Source organism: Pseudonocardia yunnanensis (genome assembly GCF_039534065.1).
GTDB lineage: Bacteria > Actinomycetota > Actinomycetes > Mycobacteriales > Pseudonocardiaceae > Pseudonocardia > Pseudonocardia yunnanensis.
In genome coordinates, this window is the sequence record NZ_BAAAUS010000013.1 from 329,631 (window position 1) to 347,027 (window position 17,397).

A 17,397-nucleotide genomic window follows, 5' to 3' on the forward strand; every position below is an offset into this window, starting at 1 on the left:
AAGGGGACGGGGCCGACAGGCCCTGCCAGCACGCGAGGAGGCGCCATGGTCACCAAAGAGCGGCACGAGCTGAGGCTCTGCTGGGTGTCGATCGAACTCCATCGACACGGACTCGTCTAGCGACGCCGTCCGGCGGCGTCCTCGACCCGGCCGACGACATCCGGTTCTCCCTGTTCCTTCGATCCTCGCCGCCAGCACTGACATTCACTTGCGTCTACTGACACAACGTCTGCGCAATCCACTGACAGCCAGCCTGCGCTCAACAGTCTGGGGGGACCCCCGCGGCTCAGGCCTGACGGTCGAACTGTCATAACGTCGATTATCGGCTAAGGGGAGTCGGGGGTTTCGGGTGCGGACCCTCTCACCACCCAGGTCGAACGGTGAAGCAGGCGGATCGACATCGAGCCGACGATCTCATGACGATCCGCCCACGCCTTCTCTACATCGGACAGAGCGACCGCCCGTGCGTTGATCGGGAATGGGTCAACTGCCGCCCCTGTCAGTCGACGTCAGGGCTCCGGGCCACCAGTCGAGTCAGCTGAGCGGATGGCTCGGGGCGTCCTTCACCCACGCCATGATCTTCTCGGCGTCGCCGATCGGCGGATAGATCAACTCGGCGTTGATCATCTGCTTGATCCCCTTGGCGTCCTCGCGGGTCTTGACGACCGTGCGGTCCCATCCTCTGGTCAGGACTGCGCCGGTCGGACCGAGATCCAGACACGTCACGTAGGGGGGAGGCGCGAAGGGCGTCTGCCGTGCGCCCAGCAGGTCCGCGGCCGCGTTGACGCCGGCGAAGTGGCCCTGCGGCATGGCGTACTGGCAGCTCTGCATCACCGTGTGGCCCTCCTCCACGTGCGGTGCTGCGGTGTCTCCCGCCGCGTAGACGCCGGGCACCCCGGTCACACGCAGGAACTCGTCGACGGTCAGGCGTCCCAGTTGGTCCCGGGGCGCGGGAACCTGCTCGGTCAGCGGGCTGGCGACCATTCCGGCCGTCCAGATGACGGTCGCTGCTGCGATCTCGGATCCGTCGGAGAGCCGCGCTCCCTCAGGTGTCACGGATTCCAGGCTCACTCCGAGTCGTCGTTCGACCCCGAGCTCGTTCAGTGCTTCGAGGATCTGCGGTCGCGGACCCTCGCCGAGCTCGTGCCCGACATTCTCATTGCGGTCGACGAGGACGACCCGGACCTGCTCCGTCTCCTCCGCGACGGCCCGCAGCCGCCAGCCCAGCTCGGTCGCGATCTCGATGCCGGTGAAACCCGCGCCGACCACCACGGCGGTGAAGCGGCCCTCGGCTGCCGGCCTGCTGGGAAGCCGCTGAAGATGGGCGTCCAGAGCTGCAGCTCCGGCGAGCGTGTCGATGTCGAACAGGTACTCGGCTCCCGGCAACGTGGGGCGCACGACACGACTGCCGGCAGCGAGGATGAGCCGGTCGTAGGACAGGGTCGTCGGGGTTCCGTCCCGCCCGATCCCGCTGACCTCCCGCTTCTGCGTGTCGATTCCCGTGATCGTCGCCGCGACCCGCCGGACGCCGATCGGACCGAGGACCTGGTCGAGCGGAACACGCATCCGCCCCGGGTCGGCTTCGTAGAGGCGCGGTCGGATCACGAGGTCGTCTCCCGCGCTGACAAGGGTGACGCGCATGTCCGACGCAGCGACGCCCGCGTCCTGGCGCTGCCGCACCGCAGCCGCCGCGGACCGCACACCCGCGAATCCGCCACCGATGATCAGAACTTCCGGCACAAGTCTCTCCTTGCTCTTCTGCGATGCGTCTCATGAACGGCTCGTCAGCGCGCTGCGCCAGAGGAACCCAGCTGCAGCCGGACAGGGACGCTCTTCGCGGATGCCTTGCTAACGGCGTGTAGACGAGATCGGACGACGGCGGTGTGACAGGTTTTCGCGCTCGGTAGACGGGCGTCACAGGGCGAATCGCCCGCAGCACGTGTGCGGGGGCAGGTCCTCGGCGGGAGACAACAGCTTCATGCCGACCTCCCGCCGTCGATGACGACGGCCGAACCGGTGATGTAGGCGGCTTCGTCCGAGGCCAGGAAGGCGATGGTCGCAGCGATCTCGTCGGGCTCGGCGACGCGGCCGAGCGGGATGTGCGCCAGGATCCCCGACAGTGTGGCGGGGTCCGCGAGAGACGGCTCGGTCATCGGGGTGCGGACGTAGCCGGGACACACGGCATTGACCCGGACCTGCCGGTCGGCGAGGTCCAGGGCCAGGCTCCGCGCCAAGAGCACGGCGCCTCCCTTCGACGCGTTGTAGTCGGCGAAGCACCGCTCCGTCTGGAATGCGTTGACGCTGGCCACGAGCACGACCGCCCCACCCGCCCCATCCGCGATCATGGCCCGTGCGGCCGATTGGGTCGCCAGCAGCAGGCCTCGGACGTTGACGTCGAGGACCCGCGTGAACGCGGCAGGATCCAGCTCGAGCGCGTCCTTCCCCTCGCCATTGATGCCCGCCGCGGCCACGAGGACGTCCAGGCGCCTGCCCATGCCCGCGGCCGTGGCGACCGCCGCATCCATCGCCACTGGGTCCGTGACGTCGGCGACCTCGCCGTCCACGGCCGCGCCGGGCAGCGCCGCGGCCCGTGCCGCCTCGATCGCCGAGGCGACCTTGCAGGGGTCGCGGCCCACCAGGAACACCTCGGCGCCCTCCGCCGCCAGCCGGCGCGCAGCCGCCAGCCCGATGCCCGAGGACCCACCCGTCACCAGCGCCGTCCGTCCCCGGAACCGCCGTCCGTCGCTCACCTCCATCGCGGCAAGCCGATGTGGTGCGAATGCGTCATGGTCATGATTCCATCCGACTGTTCCCTCGGATGGCCTGGAGTCTTCGACACCTACTGAAGACGAGATGACGCCCCGCATCTGTGACAGCTGATCGCGAGGAAATTCTGGACAGTCAGTTTTCTCTGCATCGTCGTTTTACTGACTCCGCACAGCGGAAGAACGACGTCGACGCCGTAGCCGGGCATGCGTCCGGTCGCCCATCGCCCACGCCGACCGCGGGTGCGATGAGGTGATCCCCGGATACGGCGGCGGGATTTCGTCAGATGGCGAAGCCGCTCGACACGCCGGAAATCACGACTGGCGTGCTCATCGGAGATTCCTTCGGTGCGAGCGGGCGTCAGGCGATCGAGCCACCGTTGGCGTAGATGACCTGGCCATTGATCCAGCGGGCCGGACCGGCCAGGAAGGCGATGATCTCGGCGATGTCGGACGCTTGGCCGAGGCGCTCGAGCGGCGGCTCGGCGGCGATCCGGTCGATGAGTTCTTGGGGCTTGCCGTCGAGAAACAGTGACGTCGCGGTCGGGCCGGGGGCGACGGCGTTGACGGTGATGTCGCGCCCGCGCAACTCACGGGCGAGGATCAGTGTGATCGCCTCGACGCCACCCTTGCTCGCCGCGTAGGCGGAGTACGCCGGCCGCGCCAGCCGGGTGAGCGAGCTGGAGATGTTCACGATCGCACCGCCGTTGCGGACTCGACGGACGGCCTGCTGGTCGACCACGAACGTGCCGCGCAGGTTGGTGCGGACGATCCGATCGAATACCTCGAGGTCGAGCTCGGCCAGCGGCGCCAGCGGCATGATGCCGGCCGAGTTCACGACCACGTCGATCCCGCCGAACTCCTGCTCGGCCCGGTCGAACAGCGCTGCCACCCCCGTCTCGTCGGCGACGTCGGCCTGGACGGCGATCGCACGGCCACCGGCCTGCTCGACGTCCTTGGCGGCTTGCTCGGCGCCGTCCTTGCTGCCGCCGTACCCGATCACCACCGAGTAGCCCTCGCGACCCAGCCGGGCCGAGGCCGCACGACCGATCCCTTTAGATCCACCGGTCACGATCGCAACGCGCCCGGAATTCGTGGTCGCGGCGTTGTTCTCGGTCACCGTCTTGCTCCTGATCTTGATGGCTTGCTTGATGACTTCTCGGTCTTGCCCCGGTCGATCGATCAAATCCAGCGAATCGCAGACGGGAGGATCAACTCCGTTGATGCACAGGCCGGCAGTCCCGCAACGGCATGTTGCGGGAAATTGTAGACACCCGACTACTACGACATCAAAAGCCCGTCTCCGATCCGCCCGGGCATGCAAACCGTCACGACGGCTCGTAGGCCCACCCGAGCTCGAACAGTTGACCGCGCCGGGCCACCTCGGTGACGGGCAGCTTCTCGTCAGCGAGGCGGCGTTTCTTCCTCAAGAGGGGGCCGCCGACTTCGTTGAACGTCGACATCCCCCTGCGATTCTCGCTGCCTGGCCCTGAGCTCAGCGGGTCGGCCGACCGAGGCGCAAGCTGTAGAACATCTTTCGAGTCCTAGCTGCTCAGCGGTACTTTGGTATGGCGCTCGATCCGAGTCTGACGATGCCGGAGGTTGATCGTGCCCTTCTATCAGTTCACCGTGCCCAGCGGCGGGGCGACGTTGCAGCACAAGGCCGAGATCGCCGAGGCCGTGACGAAGGTTCACGCCGAGGTCACCGGCGCTCCGTCGGCCTACGTGCATTGCGCCTTCACGGAGGTCGGGGCCGACAGCATCTTCGTAGCCGGCGAGCCGGTGATCGGTCCCAGGCTGGTCGGCCTGATCCGATCTGGTCGTTCCCCCGAGGTTCGGGCCCGTCTGCTGCACGGGCTGGCTGATGCGTGGTGCGCGATCACCGGCGATGCGAAGGAGGATCTCGCGATCTTCATCGTGGAGATCCCTGGTGCGAACGTGATGGAGGCCGGGGTCATCCTGCCCGAGGTCTCCGAGGACGCCGGCGCGATCAGCTGAGCCTGCGGTCGAATCCCGGCTCAACCGGCTGGAGATCGCCCAGCTACTGCCGCTGCAACAGGATGAGCGGCGTGACGTAGTGCTCGGTCACCGTCCCGCCGAGATCACGAGCTGCCTCAGCAGCCGCTGCCGCCTCGTCGGCTGTCCAGTTGCTGAAGGTGCGGAACAGGCCGTGGACCTGGTCCGCGTCGAGGTCGATGTTCCATCGAAACTCCTCAACGTGGACGACGGCGAAGTCGCCACTCGATGACAAGAGACGGGCCCAATCCTCGGTGTCGAGTTCTCCAGGACCCGGCCTGACGGGCTCGTCGACACGCCGGGCGACGATCGCGTCGATGCGATCTCGGAACGGCGTGGTCGTGCGGGGATCACCGAAAGCTGTCCGCCACACCGCGAGATGGCCGTCTCGCACGACGGCTCGGTGCAGCTTGGGAATCACGACGCCCAGATCGAGCCAGTGCACCGATGTTGCCGCTACTGCCAGGTCGAACTGCGCGTCACCCATAGCCGCATCCTCGGCGCGGGCGACGACGACCTGAGCGCTCGGACATCGCCGTTGAAGGCGGGCCGCGAGTGCTCGACCGGGCTCGACCGCCACGACGTCGGCGCCGTCCTGGAGCAGCCGCATCGTGGCCTCACCGGTTCCTGCACCCAGTTCGATCACCCGCACACCGGGCCTCAACACCTCGAGCCCTCGAAGGCGGTCCCATAGAACTTCCGGGTAGGGCGGTCGCGCCCGCTGGTAGGTCTCGGCGAGAGCATCGAAGTGCAGGGGGCCGGCCACGTGATCCGACACTAGGCGGGCGTGCGGCGAATCGGTCGGTCAGGAGCCGACGTAGGCCGCCAGGTGCTCGCCGGTGAGGGTGGCACGGGCGGCGACGAGGTCGGCGGGTGTGCCCTCGAAGACGATCCGGCCGCCGTCGTGGCCGGCGCCGGGGCCGAGATCGATGATCCAGTCGGCGTGCGCCATGACCGCCTGGTGGTGCTCGATGACGATGACCGACTTGCCGGAGTCGACGAGCCGGTCCAGCAGGCCGAGCAGGTGCTCGACGTCAGCGAGGTGGAGGCCGGTGGTCGGCTCGTCGAGGACGTAGACGCCGCCCTTCTCGCCCATGTGCGTGGCCAGCTTGAGCCGCTGCCGCTCGCCGCCGGACAGCGTGGTGAGCGGCTGGCCGATGGTGAGATAGCCGAGCCCGACTGCTGCGAGCCGGTCGAGGATGGCATGTGCGGCCGGCGTGCGTGCCTCTCCGGCGCCGAAGAACTCCTCTGCGTCGGTCACCGACATCGCGAGCACCTCGCTGATGTCGCGGCCGCCGAGGTGGTAGTTCAGCACCGATGCCTCGAACCGCTTGCCCTCGCACTCCTCGCAGGTGGTGGCGATGCCGGCCATCATCGCCAGGTCGGTGTAGATGACACCGGCGCCGTTGCAGGTGGGGCAGGCGCCCTCGGAGTTGGCGCTGAACAGCGCCGGCTTCACCCCGTTGGCCTTGGCGAACGCCTTGCGGATCGGGTCGAGGAGACCGGTGTACGTCGCCGGGTTGCTCCGGCGCGAGCCGCGGATCGCGCCCTGGTCGATCGCCACGACCCCGTCCCTGCCGGCCACCGAGCCGTGGATCAGCGAGCTCTTTCCCGACCCGGCCACGCCGGTCACCACGACCAGCACGCCGAGCGGGATGTCGACGTCGACGCCCTGCAGGTTGTGGGTGTCGGCGCCGCGCACCTCGAGTGCCCCCGACGCTGTCCGCACCGACGGCTTCAGGGCGGCCCGGTCGTCGAAGTGTCGCCCGGTGAGCGTGCCACTGGCCCGCAACCCGTCGACGGTGCCTTCGAACACCACCTCACCGCCCGCGGTTCCGGCGTGTGGGCCGAGGTCGACGACGTGGTCGGCGATCGCGATGGCCTCCGGCTTGTGCTCCACGACCAGGACGGTGTTGCCCTTGTCGCGCAGTTGCAGCAGCAGGTTGTTCATCCGCTGGATGTCGTGGGGGTGCAGCCCGATGGTGGGCTCGTCGAAGACGTACGTGACGTCGGTGAGCGACGACCCGAGGTGGCGAATCATCTTGGTGCGCTGAGCCTCGCCACCGGAGAGCGTGCCCGACGGCCGGTCCAAGGAGAGGTAGCCCAGCCCGATCTCCACGAACGAGTCGAGGGTCCTTCCCAGCGTGGTCAGCAGCGGTGCCACCAACGGCTCGTCCAGACCGCGGACCCACCCGGCCAGGTCGCTGATCTGCATGGCGCAGGCGTCGGCGATGCTGATCCCCGCGATCTTCGACGACCGGGCCGCCTCGCTGAGCCGGGTGCCGTCGCACTCGGGACACGTGGCGAAGACGACCGCGCGGTCGACGAACGCCCGGATGTGCGGCTGCATCGCCTCACGATCCTTGGAGAGGAACGACTTCTGGATCTGGGGGATCAGACCCGCATAGGTCAGGTTGATCCCCTCGACCTTGATCTTGGTCGGCTCCTTGTGGAGCAGGTCGTGGAGCTCGCGCTTGGTGAACTTCCGGATCGGCTTGTCGGGGTCGAAGAAGCCGCAGCCGCGGTAGATGCGGCCGTACCAGCCGTCCGTGCTGTAACCCGGGACCGTGATCGCGCCCTCGTTGAGCGACTTGGTGTCGTCGTACAGCGCCGTCAGGTCGAAGTCGGATACCGAGCCCAAGCCCTCGCAACGCGGGCACATGCCGCCGGTGATGCTGAACTCGCGACGCTCCTTCACCTTCTGCCCGCCGCGATCCAGCGTGACGGCCCCCGCTCCGCTGATCGAGGCGACGTTGAACGAGAACGCCTGCTGCGATCCGATGTGCGGCCGGCCGAGGCGGCTGAAGAGGATGCGCAGCATCGCGTTGGCGTCGGTGACGGTGCCGACCGTGGAGCGGACGTTTGCGCCCATCCGCTCCTGGTCGACGATGATCGCGGTGGTGAGCCCGTCGAGTACGTCGACATCAGGCCGCGCCAGCGTCGGCATGAAGCCCTGCACGAAGGCGCTGTAGGTCTCGTTGATCATCCGCTGCGACTCCGCGGCGATCGTGGCGAAAACAAGCGAGCTCTTGCCCGAGCCGGACACGCCGGTGAACACCGTCAGCCGGCGCTTCGGGAGCTCGACGCTGACGTCCTTGAGGTTGTTGACGCGCGCGCCGTGCACGCGGATCAGATCGTGGCTGTCGGCAACATGCAGCGCAGACGACTGCGTGTCGGTCCTCATGGCCGTGCTCATCGTGTCTCCATCTGTGGGGCGGGGCCGCTGTTGGCGGCCACCGTCGGCGTCGCCTGGCTCGGGCCGACCATCTTGGCGCAGTACGTCGGGTTCTCGTTCGTGGGCACGCTCTCAACTGATCGGGCGTGCCGCAGATCCGGGTCACCTCGCGCGAGCGGTGCGCCGCCCGCCGTCGGAGTGTTGCTCCGCCGCCTCGACGACGCCGAGCGCGGGAGCGGGACGGGGGCGGCACTCAGTGGCCGCCCCCCGTCGCGGGGTGGTGTTCGCGCAGCAGATCAGGCCGCGGTGGCCGGATGGCTCAGCGCACCTCGAAGATGCGGATCATGGAACCCGCTGGATCGCGGAAGGCGCAGTCGCGAACGCCCCATGGCTGGTCGGTCGGCTCCTGGACGACCTCGGCGTCGCCGGCCTGAAGCCGCTCGAAGGTGGCGTCGAGGTCCTTGGTGGCCAGGTTGATGCTGGCGTAGGTGCCCTTGGCCATCATCTCGGCGATGGTGCGGCGCTCGTCGTCGGTGATACCGGGGTCGGCGGCAGGCGGGTGCAGGACGATGGACGTGCCGGGCTGGTCGGCGGGGCCGATCGTGATCCAGTGCATCCCCTCGTACTCGACGTCGTTGCGGACCTCGAAGCCGAGGGTGTCGCGGTAGAAGGCCAGGGAGGCCTTCGGGTCGTCGTGCGGGAGGAATGTCTGATAAATGCTGAGATCCATGGCGGTTACGCTAGGTGCGGCTCGGCAACCGGCGCTTCTCGATTCCTGATCGGTCTGGTCACCTGCTTCGCCACGCACGGCGGCATCCCCGCCATCGCGCGTGTCGTCTGGCGCCGGTAGACGCTGGGTGGCACGCCGACCAGCTCGGTGAAGCGCGTGCTGAAGGTGCCCAGCGACGAGCAGCCGACCGCGAAGCAGACCTCGGTGACGCTGAGATCGCCACGCTGCAGCAGTGCCATCGCGCGCTCGATGCGCCGCGTCATCAGGTAGGCGTACGGCGACTCGCCGTAGGCGAGCCTGAACTGGCGGCTGAGGTGACCGGCCGACATGTTCACGCCGCGGGCGAGTGCCTCGACGTCGAGTGGCTGCGCGTACTCCCGGTCCATCCGATCGCGGACACGGCGCAGCAGCGCGAGGTCACGCAGCTGCTGGGTCGCGGCGGGTCTGCTGGGCACGCGCGAGATCGTGCCACGTCGCGCCCGGAGTCGCGCCGGCGGACACGCGACGGGGCGGCCGGGGACACTCGCACCGGGTGATGTTGAGCTGTCATAACGTAGCGCCGACCAGCCGGGCTACCGGGTCGTGCAGTCATCGATGGTTCAGCGGCCGCGGCCGGTGCGTTCCTGCAGTTCGTCGATCCGCTTCGAGGTATCCGACGTGGACAGGTCGTCGGACGGCGCCTTCGCTGCGGCGGGGATCCGCGGCGGCGTTGTTCTCACTCATGAATCGAACGTATCTTCGAACGGACCCTCGCCAGTCGGGGCTTCGGACCCCTGACCGGGTGTCGGCCGGCGCCGTGGCGCTTGCGGTGCGTGCGCTCACGCACGTCCCACGGCAGGCTGTGGCCCATGCCTCGAGGCGAGCGTGACGGCATGCCCGACCCCGCGCGGGTCGCTGCCTCGCTGCGTGCCGTCCTGGCCGCCGTGGATGCCGGTGACGTGGCGGCCGACGACGCTCAGCGGGCGTATCTCGCGGGCGCAGCCGAGGCGCTGGAGTCCCTGGGGCGGGAGCCGGAGGGAGACCACTCCCCTGGCTCGGATCTCTCCCCCGACTCAGATTTACGTTAAAGGCCCGTATCTCGTAAAGTTGTGGCGTGACCAGTCCCCGACGCACCCGCCGCGTGCGCTCCACCGGCGACCCTCGCGTGCTCGCCTACCTGCGGGTGAGCACGGAGCAGCAGGCCGAGTCCGGTGCCGGGCTCGACGCGCAGCGCATGGCGATCCAGGCCGAGATCGCCCGCCGCGGCTGGACCAGGGTGGAGTGGGTCATCGACGCCGCCTGGTCGGGACGCGACCTCGACCGGCCGGAGTTGGACTCCGCGCTCGCCCGGCTGGAGGCGGGCGGTGCCGAGGTGCTGATCGCGTCCAAGCTCGACCGCATCTCCCGATCGGTGCACGACTTCTCCGGCCTGCTGGACCGCGCCTCGCGGCAGGGTTGGCAGCTCGTGTGTCTCGATGTCGATGTCGACACCTCGACGCCCTCCGGTGAGCTGGTGGCACACATGGTCGCCAGTACGGCGCAGTACGAACGCCGTGTGATCTCGCAGCGGACGAAGGACGCGCTCGCGGCGAAGCGCGCCGCCGGCGTGCGGCTCGGGCGTCCGGCGGTGCTGCCGGAACGCGTGGTGCGCCGTGTGCTGGAGGAGCGGGCCGCCGGTTCGACGCTCCGTGCGATCGCGGAAGGCCTGACCGCCGACGGAGAGCCGACCGCTCGAGGAGGGGCGGTGTGGTCGACCAGCAGCGTGCAGGCGGCACTCGGTGGACAGGACGGCATGCGGCTGAGATGGATCACCGCCCGCGAGGTGGCGCAGTCCGGTGGGCTCGGCGTGGTGCACGCCCTGGACATGGTCACGAACACACCGGCGCACCTGATCGACGCCGACTGGGTGAGACAGTCCGACACGACCTGGCAGGAGCTGGTGTCCGGCGAGCGGTGCGAGCGTTGCGCAGAGCTTCTCCGGGCCGCGACGGGCGAGTGAGGCGACCCGCTCCCCCGGCCCGGCTCCGACGGGAGCCGGGCCGGGCGGGCGTCACTCCACGAAGATGTCCACCGACGGGCGCAGCTCGGCGCAGACCCGCAGTACCTGGTGGATGACGTGCCCCTCGAACGCCTCGAACGGCTTGGTGTCCACCGCCTGCTGCTCGTTGTCCACGGCCGGGTAGGCCTGCTGGGTGAGCAGGTAGTCGAACCGCGGCGCCCACTTGCGGGCTCCCAGCCGGGCGGTGGTGGAGCAGTTGTCCACCATGTACGCCACGCCGCGGGCGTGCATGTACGGGTTGAGTGAGTCGACGGCCTCGATCACCGACTCGTTGGCGATCTCCGAGTACGGGTGCCCGCGCTCGAGCAGGACGTCCACCTGGGCCATCATCACGCCGCAGAAGACGCCGGCGGTGAAGGGGTCGAGCGGGATGTCGTTCTCGACGCGGTCGGCCCTGACCTTCTGGCCCACCTGCCACATGTCGGCCTGGTCGATCTTGCCCATCGGGAACCGGGCCAGCCGCTGCCCCGCCAGCACCACGCTGTTGATCTCGTTGCCGGAGAGCACCTCGTCGTAGATCTCGTGGGTCAGCTCGAAGCCGACGGGGTACGCGGCCGAGTACGCCTGGGCGAACACCGCCCGCCCGTCGCGGTCGAGTCGCCGGTACAGCCCGTCGAGCCCGTCCTTCGAGATGATCTTCGAGATCGGACCGGTGACCGACTCCGTGGAGTGCCTGAACGCGTTCTCGTCGCTCATTCCGTGGTCGCGGTAGCGCCGGTAGAGGCTCTCCACGATTCCGTGCACCCCCGCGAGCAACATCGCGCGCTCGCCCGAGAGGTCGGAGAGGTACTCCGAACGCAGGGTGGTCTGGAATGTGTAAGGCGCGCCGAGCGCGACCGACCAGGCCAGTGCGCGATCAGTGGCGTGACCGGTGACGTCCTGCTGCACGGCGAAGCTGGCGTTGATGCCGGCGCCGTTGACCTCGGTGCCCTGGACGTAGAGCGCCCGGACCGAGGCGCCCATCCCCTTCGGGCAGACGGCGATCACGTCGACCTCTGCGGGGAACTGCTTGCCCTCAGCGGTGAGGTGCCCGAGCAGGAAGCCGTGGGAGAAGCCCAACGTGGTGCCAGGCCGCAGCGCCGCGAAGATCTGGTCGTACAGCTCGGCCTGGGCGGCGTCGGAGATCAGCAGGATCACCAGGTCGGAGGCGCGGATCACCTCGAACATCTCGCCGAGGGTGCCGTCCTCCTCGCGGAAGCCCGCCACTCTCGCCTGCTCGAATGAGCCCGATCCGGACCGCAGGCCGACCACGACCTTGATGGCGCCGTTCAGGGAGTCGCGGAGGTTCTGCGCCTGGGCGGAGCCCTGCGGTCCCCAGCCGATCACGCCGATCTGGTTCACCCCGTCGAACGCGCGGGGAAGCCGATCGAAGAGGTGCCGGCCGCCGCGGATGATCGCCTCCCGCCGGTCGCCCAGGGTGATGTACTCCTTGTCGAACACGGCGGTTTCAAAATCCATGACCTGATCCTGCATGACTCTCTCTCGTCAGCTTCGCTTCGGTTCCGGGCACCGTCGATTATTGCCCTGTCCGCCTGGGCGGCTCACGACTCCGTTGATCAGAAATCGAATCATCCTGATTGTCATGAGTACGGAGCAATGGCCGCGGCGGGCAGGACGTGAAACATGGGATGTTAGGATTGATCTGTGGGGCTATCCGCTGTGCGCACCGGACGGGTGTGCGACGAGATCGTGACGCAGTTCGAGCAGCTGATCGAGAGCGGTGAGTGGCCGCTGGGATCGAAGATCCCGCCGGAGCCCGAGCTCGTTGCGGCCCTCGGGGTCGGTCGCAACAGTGTGCGGGAGGCCGTGCGGGCCCTCGAGCACGCCGGGCTGCTCGAGCCCCGCCGTGGTGACGGTACCTACGTGCGTGCGACCAACGGGCTCCGTGCGGCCATCCTGCGCCGTGCTCGACGCTCCGCGGCGCTCGACGTGCTCGCGGTCCGGACGAGTCTGGAGCGCGATGCCGCCGCGGTGGCCGCGCTGCGGCGCACCGACGCTGACCTGGTCGCCATCCAGGACGCCGCGGCTGGCCGCCGGGCCTCGCGCGACGGTGGTGACCGGGCGGCTTTCGTCTCCGCGGACCTCGCCTTCCACCTCGCTGTGATCGCCGCCACCGGCAACTCCGTGCTCATCGACCTCTACAGCGGGCTCACCGAAGCGCTGCAGCGCACGGTCGCCGAGATCGACGAGCTCGACCACGACCGGGCGGCGTTCCCCGGCCATGACGAACTCGCCGCGGCGATCGCCGCATCCGACCCTGCGGCGGCCCGCGCGGCGGCGGACAGCTACCTCGAGGCCGCCCGGCGGCTTGTCGAGGGAAGCCGGTGAACGCCGCCATCACCACGGCGTCCCGGCCGCGCCTGTCCGCCCGCATGACCTCGCTGTGGATCGGCGTTGCCATCGTGCTGGTCGCGGCGAACCTGCGGCCTGCGGTCGTCGGCGTCGCCCCGGTTCTGTCGGAGATCACGGCGGCCGAGGGGCTGTCGGGCACGGCCGCCGGGGTGCTCAGCGCGTTACCCGTGTTCTGTTTCGGCCTGTTCGCGCCTGCGGCTCCCTGGCTGGCGCGGCGGTTCGGCATCGAGCGCACGGTCTTCGGCGCTCTGGTGCTGCTCTGCGTCGGGTTCGCCGTCCGCTCGGTGGGCCCGGTGGCCCTGCTCTTCGTCGGCAACGTGCTGGCGGGCGCCGCGATCGCCACTGGCAACGTGTTGCTCCCGGCCCTGATCAAACGGGACTTCTCGCACCGCACCGGCGTGATGACGGGTCTGTACACGATGGCGGTCTCCGCCGGCGGTGCGCTCGCCGCCGGCATCACGGTGCCGGTGGCGCAGGCGGCGGGCCTGAACTGGCGCGGAGCACTTGCGCTGTGGGGCCTGTTCGCCCTTGTCGCGTTGGTGGTCTGGCTCCCGCAGACGCGGCGGGTCCACCGCGTCGGTACGTCGGGCGGGGTGGGCGGGCTCTGGCGCGACCGGCTGGCCTGGCAGGTCACGGCGTTCATGGGTCTGCAGTCGCTCGGCTACTACGCCGTCTCGGCGTGGATCCCCGCAGTGTTCGTGGGCCGCGGGTTCGGCGCGGAGGCGGCAGGATGGCTGCTGTCGCTGGCGAGCTTCGTCGGCATCATCGGATCCATGGTCGCGCCGATGCTCGCCGCGCGGTTCCGCAGGCAGCGGGCGGTGGCCCTCGTCACCACGTGTGTCTCGGCGCTCGGCCTGATCGGCGTCATCACGCTGCCCGGGGGCGAGATCCCGTCGATGGCGCTGCTCGGCCTCGGGCAGGGTGCCGCGATCGGACTCGCCCTGACCCTGGTGGCGCTCCGCTCCCCCGACGCCCAGCACGCCTCGCAGCTGTCGGGGATGGCGCAGAGCATCGGCTACATGCTCGCCGCGGTGGGTCCGTTCCTGGTCGGCGTGGTGCACGACGCCACCGGCTCGTGGACGATCCCGCTCCTGCTGCTGCTCGTGCTGTTCGTGCCGCAGGGCGTCGTCGGGGCCCTCGCCGGCCGCGATCTGTTGGTCGGACGGAGATCGGCGCCGCAGCGGGCGTAACGGACCTGTTCACGCCGTCGTTGGTGGTTTTGTCGGTGTCGCCCCCTACGCTGCCCGCACCGGCGCGAAGCCGCACGCGCGAGGAGAGGGGACCCCGGATGAGTGAAGTCGCCACCGAAGCTCCCGCCCCACCCACAACGTGGGAGCAACATCGGGTGGAGCTCACGGCGTACTGCTACCGCATGCTCGGTTCGTCGGCCGACGCCGAGGACGCCGTGCAGGACACGATGGTGCGCGCATGGCGGTCGTTCGACCGTTTCGAGGGTCGCTCCTCGGTGCGTTCCTGGCTCTACAAGATCGCCACGAACGTCTGCCTCACCATGCTCGACGGCCGCAAGCGGCGGGCCCGGCCGATGGACTTCGGGCAGGCGGGGTCCGCTGAGGCGCCGCTCGACCCTCCCACCAGCGAGATCTCCTGGTTGGAGCCCATCCCCGACGCTCGCGTCCTGCCCACTGTGGCCGATCCCGCGGAGGTGGCGGTGTCCCGGGAGTCCATCCGGCTCGCGTTCGTGGCAGCCCTTCAGCATCTGCCTGCACGGCAGCGTGCGGTGCTGATCCTGCGCGAGGTGCTGCAGTGGAAGGCGTCGGAGGTCGCCGAGCTGCTCGGCACCACGGTCGCCTCGGTCAACAGCGCCCTGCAGCGAGCCCGGGCCACGCTCGCGGAGAACAACCTCGACAACCCCGCGCCGGTCGACGAGATGGACGACGAGCACCGCGCGCTCCTGTCGCGCTACGCGGAGGCGTTCGAGCGGTACGACGTCGCCGAGCTGGTCACGCTGCTGCACGACGACGCCATCCTCAACATGCCGCCGTTCACGTTGTGGCTGCAGGGCCCAAAGGAGATCAGCACGTTCTGGACCGGCCACGGAATCGGCTGCGCAGGGTCGCGGTTGGTGCCGCTGGAGGCCAACGGGCAGCCGTCGTTCGGCCAGTACCGGCGTGATCCCGACGGAGACGGCTACTTCGGGTGGGCCGTGCAGGTGCTGGAGATCGACCAGGGCCGCATCCGCGGGTACACCTCGTTCCTCGACGTGGAGACGCTGTTCCCGATGTTCGGGCTCCCGCTGCGGCTCGACGCGGATGGCGAACCCGTCGAGACCTGAGCCGGGCCGCTCAGTTCTGCGAGGAGCGGGCCCACAGGTTGATCCCGGCCTCCACGGCGTGCTGGTCGATACGGTCCAGCTCGTCGCTGGTGAAGTCGAGGTTCGCGAGCGCGCCGAGGCTGTCGTCGAGCTGGCCGACGCTGCTGGCCCCGATGACCAGCGACGTCATCCGCGGGTCGCGCAGGGCCCACGCCAGCGCCATCTGTGCGAGCGACTGGCCGCGCGCCGCCGCCATCTCGTTGAGGGCTCGCACGTGGGCGATGGTCTTCTCGGTGAGCAGGTCGGGTGAGAGCGACTTGCCCTGCGCTGCGCGCGAGTCGTCCGGCACCCCGTTGAGGTACTTGCTGGTGAGCATCCCCTGCGCAAGCGGTGAGAACGCGATGCACCCGACGCCCGTCTCCCCGAGCACGTCGAGCAGGTCCTCCTCGATCCAGCGGTTGAGCATCGAGTACGACGGCTGGTGGATCAGCAGGGGGGTGCCGAGCTCGCGCAGGATCGCGGCTGCCTCCCGGGTGCGTTCCCCGCTGTAGGAGGAGATGCCGGCGTAGAGCGCCTTCCCGGAACGCACGGCGGTGTCGAGCGCCCCCATCGTCTCCTCCAACGGAGTGGTGGGGTCGAAGCGGTGGCTGTAGAAGATGTCGACGTAGTCCACGCCCATCCGCGCCAGCGACTGGTCGAGGCTCGCCAGCAGGTACTTCCGGGATCCCCCGCCCTGGCCGTAGGGCCCCGGCCACATGTCGTACCCGGCCTTCGTGGAGAGGATCAGCTCGTCACGGTACGGGCGGAAGTCCTGGGCGAAGATCGTGCCGAAGTTGCGCTCGGCGCTGCCGTAGGGCGGCCCGTAGTTGTTGGCGAGGTCGAAGTGCGTGATCCCACGGTCGAACGCGCGCCGCAGGATCGCTCGCTGCGTCTCGAGCGGCTTGTCGTCGCCGAAGTTGTGCCAGAGCCCGAGGGAGATCGCGGGCAGGTCCAGCCCGCTGCGTCCACAGCGGCGGAAGGTGGACTCGTAACGGTCGGGCGCGGCGAGGTAGGTCACGGCATCATCCTGCCCCGCCGGTCACCGGCCGATGCGATCATCCCTGGCCGGCACCGGGCGCCGCTCAGTCACTGAAGGCGGTGACGAGTGCCTGGAGGCATTCCTGTCCCCCGGCGCGGGCCAGAAGCAGGTGGCCGGGCACCTCCACCGGTGGGTCGAGCGGCCGGGCGACCACGCCGGCCGCGCTCCCTGCGCACCCGATGCCAACCGTGGTGGTCCGTTCCCCTAGGCCGATCTCCACCAGCGCGTCCTCGACGGAGCGCACGGGCCGTCCGAGGCAGGGTGCGAAGCCCGCGTCCCTGCATGCGACGAGCACCGCGTCGTACAGCGCGGGGTCGGCCGAGCGCTCCGGCAGCCGGAGCGTCAGATCGGCCAGCACGCTGATCGGTACCTCGTCCTTGTCCGCGTCGGGGTGGTCGGCCGGCAGCATGACGTGAAGCCGGTCGCGCCAGAGCTCCACGGCGTGCAGCCCGCGGACGCGAATCGGGCCCCGCACGAGGGCGACGTCGAGCGCACCGGCCCGGAGGGCGCTGCAGTGTTCCTGCACGGAGCCGTCGGCGAGGACCACGGAGAGCTCGGGGGTGTGGTCACGCAGCCGGGCCACGCCACGGCGCACCCGTTCGCCCAGGCCCGGGCTGGTGCCCAGACGCAGCGTGGCGGTATGACCCGCCGCCAGCTCGCCGGCGACCGCACGCACCCGGTCGACCGCGGCGATCGCCGATCGCGCCTCGACGAGCAGCCGCTCACCGTCGCCGGTGAGCGCGACGCGGCGGGAGGTGCGCTCGAGCAGCCGCACGCCCAGTTCACGTTCCAGCCGCCCGACCTGCTGGCTCACCGCCGGCTGGGCAACGGCGAGCCGCTCCGCCGCCCGTCCGAAGTGCAGCTCCTCGGCCACGGCGACGAAGTAGCGAAGCTGACGGACCTCCACCGGTACCTCATCCACCGTGATCGATCACGATTTGTTATCGCTGTGCAGGCTATCTGCTCGTTGA

17 protein-coding genes are annotated in these 17,397 nt (G+C 69.4%); 6 read left to right on the forward strand and 11 right to left on the reverse strand.

Going from position 1 to position 17,397, the window contains the following annotated elements; genetic code table 11:
* Nucleotides 1-534 precede the first annotated feature (534 nt).
* The 4 genes from ABD743_RS15375 to ABD743_RS15390 form a co-directional block, all read right to left on the reverse strand.
* Nucleotides 535-1,740: an NAD(P)/FAD-dependent oxidoreductase gene (locus ABD743_RS15375; protein WP_344722725.1), complete on the reverse strand. Its 1,206-nt coding sequence runs from the start codon at nt 1,738-1,740 to the stop codon at nt 535-537.
* A gap of 236 nt (nt 1,741-1,976) precedes the next feature.
* The gene (locus ABD743_RS15380; protein ID WP_344722726.1) at nt 1,977-2,750 is read right to left on the reverse strand and encodes an SDR family NAD(P)-dependent oxidoreductase; all 774 of its coding nucleotides are present in this window, start codon (nt 2,748-2,750) and stop codon (nt 1,977-1,979) included.
* A 376-nt stretch (nt 2,751-3,126) separates the two neighbouring features.
* A complete protein-coding gene (locus ABD743_RS15385; RefSeq protein WP_344722727.1) occupies nt 3,127-3,885 on the reverse strand; it encodes an SDR family oxidoreductase in 759 nt (252 codons plus the stop codon).
* Nucleotides 3,886-4,093: 208 nt separating this feature from the next.
* Nucleotides 4,094-4,228 (reverse strand): hypothetical protein, encoded by a 135-nt coding sequence (locus ABD743_RS15390; RefSeq protein ID WP_344722728.1) that lies wholly within the window; start codon nt 4,226-4,228, stop codon nt 4,094-4,096.
* 145 nt (nt 4,229-4,373) lie between these two features.
* On the opposite strand from ABD743_RS15390, the gene ABD743_RS15395 reads away from it, so the two are divergent.
* Nucleotides 4,374-4,763, forward strand: a complete 390-nt coding sequence (locus tag ABD743_RS15395; RefSeq protein ID WP_344722729.1) for a tautomerase family protein — start codon at nt 4,374-4,376, stop codon at nt 4,761-4,763.
* Nucleotides 4,764-4,806: 43 nt separating this feature from the next.
* Here the strand turns inward: ABD743_RS15395 and ABD743_RS15400 are convergent, their stop codons facing one another.
* The 4 genes from ABD743_RS15400 to ABD743_RS15415 all read right to left on the reverse strand — a co-directional run bounded on the left by ABD743_RS15400 (nt 4,807) and on the right by ABD743_RS15415 (nt 9,141).
* The gene (locus ABD743_RS15400; RefSeq protein WP_344722730.1) at nt 4,807-5,547 is read right to left on the reverse strand and encodes a class I SAM-dependent methyltransferase; all 741 of its coding nucleotides are present in this window, start codon (nt 5,545-5,547) and stop codon (nt 4,807-4,809) included.
* A 39-nt stretch (nt 5,548-5,586) separates the two neighbouring features.
* Nucleotides 5,587-7,977 (reverse strand): ATP-binding cassette domain-containing protein, encoded by a 2,391-nt coding sequence (locus tag ABD743_RS15405; protein WP_344722731.1) that lies wholly within the window; start codon nt 7,975-7,977, stop codon nt 5,587-5,589.
* A 298-nt stretch (nt 7,978-8,275) separates the two neighbouring features.
* Nucleotides 8,276-8,686 (reverse strand): VOC family protein, encoded by a 411-nt coding sequence (locus tag ABD743_RS15410; protein WP_344722732.1) that lies wholly within the window; start codon nt 8,684-8,686, stop codon nt 8,276-8,278.
* A gap of 5 nt (nt 8,687-8,691) precedes the next feature.
* The gene (locus tag ABD743_RS15415) at nt 8,692-9,141 is read right to left on the reverse strand and encodes a helix-turn-helix transcriptional regulator (RefSeq protein WP_344722733.1); all 450 of its coding nucleotides are present in this window, start codon (nt 9,139-9,141) and stop codon (nt 8,692-8,694) included.
* A 393-nt stretch (nt 9,142-9,534) separates the two neighbouring features.
* On the opposite strand from ABD743_RS15415, the gene ABD743_RS15420 reads away from it, so the two are divergent.
* Both ABD743_RS15420 and ABD743_RS15425 read left to right on the forward strand, forming a co-directional pair.
* Nucleotides 9,535-9,753, forward strand: coding sequence for a hypothetical protein (locus ABD743_RS15420; RefSeq protein ID WP_344722734.1), 219 nt, complete (start codon nt 9,535-9,537; stop codon nt 9,751-9,753).
* A 26-nt stretch (nt 9,754-9,779) separates the two neighbouring features.
* The gene (locus tag ABD743_RS15425) at nt 9,780-10,664 is read left to right on the forward strand and encodes a recombinase family protein (protein WP_344722735.1); all 885 of its coding nucleotides are present in this window, start codon (nt 9,780-9,782) and stop codon (nt 10,662-10,664) included.
* A gap of 51 nt (nt 10,665-10,715) precedes the next feature.
* Here the strand turns inward: ABD743_RS15425 and ABD743_RS15430 are convergent, their stop codons facing one another.
* A complete protein-coding gene (locus ABD743_RS15430) occupies nt 10,716-12,182 on the reverse strand; it encodes a ketol-acid reductoisomerase (protein WP_344722736.1) in 1,467 nt (488 codons plus the stop codon).
* A 186-nt stretch (nt 12,183-12,368) separates the two neighbouring features.
* Here ABD743_RS15430 and ABD743_RS15435 point away from each other — a divergent pair, with 186 nt between their 5' ends.
* The 3 genes from ABD743_RS15435 (at nt 12,369) to ABD743_RS15445 (ending at nt 15,369) form a co-directional block, all read left to right on the forward strand.
* Complete coding sequence (locus ABD743_RS15435) at nt 12,369-13,052, forward strand: FadR/GntR family transcriptional regulator (protein WP_344722737.1); 684 nt, start codon at nt 12,369-12,371, stop codon at nt 13,050-13,052.
* Nucleotides 13,049-14,266, forward strand: a complete 1,218-nt coding sequence (locus tag ABD743_RS15440) for a CynX/NimT family MFS transporter (protein ID WP_344722738.1) — start codon at nt 13,049-13,051, stop codon at nt 14,264-14,266. The genes ABD743_RS15435 and ABD743_RS15440 overlap by 4 nt, the downstream gene beginning before the upstream one ends.
* A gap of 98 nt (nt 14,267-14,364) precedes the next feature.
* The gene (locus tag ABD743_RS15445; RefSeq protein WP_344722739.1) at nt 14,365-15,369 is read left to right on the forward strand and encodes a sigma-70 family RNA polymerase sigma factor; all 1,005 of its coding nucleotides are present in this window, start codon (nt 14,365-14,367) and stop codon (nt 15,367-15,369) included.
* Nucleotides 15,370-15,379: 10 nt separating this feature from the next.
* On the opposite strand, the gene mgrA is transcribed toward ABD743_RS15445, so the two are convergent.
* Together mgrA and ABD743_RS15455 are read right to left on the reverse strand one after the other, a co-directional pair.
* Nucleotides 15,380-16,405, reverse strand: coding sequence for an L-glyceraldehyde 3-phosphate reductase (mgrA, locus tag ABD743_RS15450; protein WP_344722740.1), 1,026 nt, complete (start codon nt 16,403-16,405; stop codon nt 15,380-15,382).
* A gap of 64 nt (nt 16,406-16,469) precedes the next feature.
* Nucleotides 16,470-17,333, reverse strand: coding sequence for a LysR family transcriptional regulator (locus ABD743_RS15455; RefSeq protein ID WP_344722741.1), 864 nt, complete (start codon nt 17,331-17,333; stop codon nt 16,470-16,472).
* Nucleotides 17,334-17,397 lie beyond the last annotated feature (64 nt).